The following is a 4,606-nucleotide window of genomic DNA, read 5'->3' as shown; positions in this document are numbered from 1 at the left end:
AAAGTGCCCGTCGGGACGAGTTGATAGGTTCTTTAACAGGGTGGGAAAACGCGGCGGAGAAAAAGGCTGCTAAATCAAGGGGAAAAGTCCGCTCAACGGTATGATGGCGTCGGGATAGTCCCTAAGATCCGATTGGGTTACTTGGGGGAAGTAATCCGTATTCCTATGTCAAAAATCCAACAGGTTGGATAGATCCTCTGGGATTACAGCCTAAGCACAGAGGGCGAATTCAGGCTCAGGGGAGTAAATTAGAAGAGTCTTTTGCTTGGGCACAGGATACGCCCATAACAGCAAAAGATGCGCTAGCCGGTCTTGATTCCCTTGAAGCAAGTCTAAGTAACAAAGATAGAAAGCTTAGAAAAGGGGAATTTGATAAGGCAAGGAAATTTATTCAGAGTGCGGAAAAAGGCGGCGGGGTTGATGCTCAAGTGAGTAAAACTTTTTTGGTTAAGGGAACTGCCCATGAACGTGTCGATATTGAGGTAACGTCGGGGAAAGCTTTTGTTCCTGATTCATCATCACTAAGTAGGAAATGTTAATGATGTTTGAGAATTATTTGAATGATGAGCAAGTTTATTGTGAACTTGAACAATATTGGAATAGACTGTTCTTCAATATGATTAATGGTAGCAAAGATGAATGGATAATACCTTATTACAATACACATTATAATAATGGCTTGAAATTTATGGATGCTAATCCTATTTTCTCTGCAAAATCTAAGATAACTGATAAATCTATAAAAATAATTCAAGAACCGCTAGAAGAGTTAGATAGTGTTCAATATTGGGTAGACTCTAATGGAAAAAATGAACTGGTTGTTATTTGTTCTCTTTCCGAAGAAAACCTATCAGATGTTAAAAATATAATTAAAAAATGGCTTAAAAATCTAATCAGCTAGAAATAAAAGCCGGAAAGATCCCCGTGATCTTCCGGCTTTGTTCTTTTTAAGAGCAGCCCAATTCCTACAGCGACCCAATGACCCGCAGACCTTGACGTGTAATCTTCGGTTTTGTGGGCAGTATGAAGATGAAGAAAGGTAAGCGTCCGGTCATCTCATCTTGCGTTGTCAGATAACAACAAAATGGGATTTAACTGAAGGGATTATCAGACCAGGGCAACAGCTCATTCAACCGATTGTTCGGTAAGGCTCCGGTGAACTCACCTTGTCCTTCCCCTCCGGCCCCTGCACGCTACTGCTTCCTTATCCTCATTTGGAGAATGACACCATGAGCCGTAGCCGATATACCCCGGAGCAAAAACAACACCATGTGACCCAATGGCGCCACAGTGACCTGACCCGAAAACAGTATTGTGAACAGCATCAGCTGAATTTTTCCTCTTTCCGGGACTGGATTGCCGACAGTCACAAAATGCGCCAACCTCCCTGCCAGACACTGCCCGCCGTCTTGCCGGTTTCACTCCAGCCCGACAACGCGCACTCCGTCACCCTGCATACCCCAGACGGGTATGCAGGGTGACGGGCCGGTGCTGACTCTGGGCTATAACCTGAGCGGGCAGCTGACGGAAATTACCTGTACCGATGAAGGTGTACGTAAAAGAATATTATCCAAATAGATGGGTATCAAACGTTTTATCGTCGGTTATTTAACAACGTCAGAAAAGATAAAAAGTGACATTACTATATTGCTGCTACATGATTAAATTTAACAAAAAGCAGGTGTTAAAAGGGGTAAAAACGACGGTTAAAACTTTATACCCATTAAATCCATAGAGTAAAAAAACGATTTCCGATAACAGGTTAACTGTCATCATCATTTAAAAGCGCGAATACTAAAGCATTAAACCTTTTATATCAAAAGCGGATTTAATTTAATAAATGCCACCTTTCAAAATAACCATTAATCGCATTTAATCGAAAATCATTAACCGTTAATCCAAAGTTGAAAAGAAATTGCACGTAAAATAACATCGCCCGAATAAATGGATATTAAAGCGCTTTCCCAGCAGTTATTTAACAACGTCAGAAAAGATAAAAAGTGAATATAATCCGCGTTCGTTAAACATAAAACACGATATCCGATGATGATTAAACTTAACAAAAAGCAGGTGTTAAAAGGGGTGAAAACAACGGTTAAAACTTTATATCCATTAAATCCATCGAGTAAAAAAATGACTTCCGATAACAGGTTAACTGTTATCATCATTTAAAAACGCGAATACCAAAGTATTAAATCTTTTATATCAAAAACGGATTTAACGCAATAAATACCATTTTTAAAAATAACCATTAATAGTATTTAATCGAAAATCATTAACCGTTAATCCAAAGTTGAAAAGAAATCGCATGTAAAATAACATTACCCGAATAAACGAATATTAAAGCGCTTTCCCAGCAGTTATTTAACAACATCAGAAAAGATAAAAAGTGAATATAATCCGTGTTCGTTAAACATAAAACACGATATCCGATGATGATTAAACTTAACAAGAAGCAAGAGTTAAAAGAGGTGAAAACAACGATTAAAACTTTATACCCATTAAATTCATCAAGTAAAAAAACAACTTCCGATAACAGGTTAACTGTCATCATCATTTAAAAACGAGAATACAAAGGCATTAAAACTTTTATATCAAAAACGGATTTAACGCAATAAATGCCATTTTTTAAAATAACCATTAATCGCATTTAATCGAAAATCATTAACCATTAATAAAAAGTTAAAAAGAAATCGCACGTAAAATAACATTGCCCGAATAAACGGATATTAAAGCGCTTTCCCAGCAGTTATTTAACAGCATCAGAAAAGATAAAAAATGAATATAATCCGCGTTCATTAAACATAAAACACGATATCCAATGATGATTAAACTTAACAAAAAACAGGTGTTAAAAGGGATGAAAACGACGGTTAAAACTTTATACCCATTAAATCCATAGAGTAAAAAAACGACTTCCGATAACAGGTTAACTGTCATCATCATTTAAAATCGCGAATACCAAAGCATTAAAGCTTTTATATCAAAAGCGGATTTAATTTAATAAATACAACCTTTCAAAATAACCATTAATCGCATTTAATCGAAAATCATTAACCGTTAATAGCGAGTTAAAAATAAACTCGTACGCAAAAGGATATTATTCGAATAGATGAGTATCAAACGTTTTATCGTCGGTTATTTAACAACATCAGAAAAGATAAAAAGTGAATATAATCCGCATTCGTTAAACATAAAACACGATATCTGATGATGATTAAACTTAATAAAAAACAGGTGTTAAAAGGGGTGAAAACAACGGTTAAAACTTTATATCCATTAAATCCATCGAGTAAAAAAAACTTCCGATAGCAGGTTAACGGTCATCATCATTTAAAAACGCAAATGCCGCCATATTAAATATTTTATATCAAAAGCGGATTTAACGCAATAAATACCATTTTTAAAAATAACCATTAATAGCATTTAATCGAAAATCATTAACCGTTAATCCAAAGTTGAAAAGAAATCGCACATAAAATAACATTACCTGAATAAACGGATATTAAAACGCTTTCTCGCCAGTTATTTAACAACATCAGAAAAGATAAAAAGTGAATATAATCCACGTTCATTAAACATAAAACACGATATCCGATGATGATTAAACTTAACAAAAAATAGGTGTTAAAAAGGAATAAAAACAACGATTAAAACTTTATACCCATTAAATCCATCGAGTAAAAAAACGACTTCCGATAACAGGTTAACTGTCATCATCATTTAAAAATGAGAACACAAAAGCATTAAAACTTTTATATCAAAATCGGATTTAACGCAATAAATGCCCCTTTTAAAAATAACCATTAATCGCATTTAATCGAAAATCATTAACCATTAATAAAAAGTTAAAAAGAAATCGCACGTAAAATAACATTGCCCGAATAAACGGATATTAAAGCGCTTTCCCAGCAGTTATTTAACAGCATCAGAAAAGATAAAAAATGAATATAATCCGCGTTCATTAAACATAAAACACGATATCCAATGATGATTAAACTTAACAAAAAACAGGTGTTAAAAGGGATGAAAGCGACGGTTAAAACTTTATGCTAATTAAATCTAAAATTGAAAAGAAATCGCACGTAAAATAACATTTCCCGAATAAACGGATATTAAAGCGTTTTTCCATCAGTTATTTAACTGCATTAGAAAAGATAAAAAGTGAATATAATCCGTGTTCGTTAAACATAAAACACGATATCCGATGATGATTAAACTTAACAAAAAGCAGGTGTTAAAAGGGATAAAAACAACGGTTAAAGCTTTATGTTCATTAAATCCGTCGAGTAAAAAAACGATTTCCGATAACAGGCTAACTGTCATCATCATTTAAAAATGCGAATACCAAAGCATTAAAGCTTTTATATCAAAAGCGGATTTAATTTAATAAATCCATCACCTTTCAAAATAACCATTAATGGCATTTAATCGAAAATCATTAACCGCTAATAGCGGGTTGAAAAGAAATTAGCACGTGAAGTCGAATGGAGTGAAAACGTCGTCAGACAGTACCAGACCTACCTGGCTGGCCGCTATCCGTTCAACCCCGAAGCCACCCAGGATGTGCCGCTCAGTGAGTTCGACCGCTTCTTCCGGCCCGGCG

Annotated in this window: 2 protein-coding genes and 1 pseudogene; all 3 read left to right on the top strand. The window is 35.1% G+C overall.

Annotated elements, in window-relative coordinates; translation table 11 throughout:
* The first annotated feature begins 538 nt into the window (after positions 1–538).
* Positions 539–901 (top strand): hypothetical protein, encoded by a 363-nt coding sequence (locus tag C5471_RS22645; protein ID WP_242688832.1) that lies wholly within the window; start codon positions 539–541, stop codon positions 899–901.
* A 328-nt stretch (positions 902–1,229) separates the two neighbouring features.
* Positions 1,230–1,481: an IS66 family insertion sequence element accessory protein TnpA gene (gene tnpA, locus C5471_RS22640; protein ID WP_133816457.1), complete on the top strand. Its 252-nt coding sequence runs from the start codon at positions 1,230–1,232 to the stop codon at positions 1,479–1,481.
* 2,998 nt (positions 1,482–4,479) lie between these two features.
* Positions 4,480–4,606 (top strand): annotated as a pseudogene (locus C5471_RS25125) (hypothetical protein); the annotation flags it as partial.

It is taken from the genome of Photorhabdus tasmaniensis, assembly GCF_011189505.1.
GTDB classification, from domain to species: Bacteria; Pseudomonadota; Gammaproteobacteria; order Enterobacterales; family Enterobacteriaceae; genus Photorhabdus; species Photorhabdus tasmaniensis.
The sequence above is the reverse complement of the archived record's forward strand: the minus strand, read 5'-3'. Positions and strand labels throughout refer to the sequence as shown.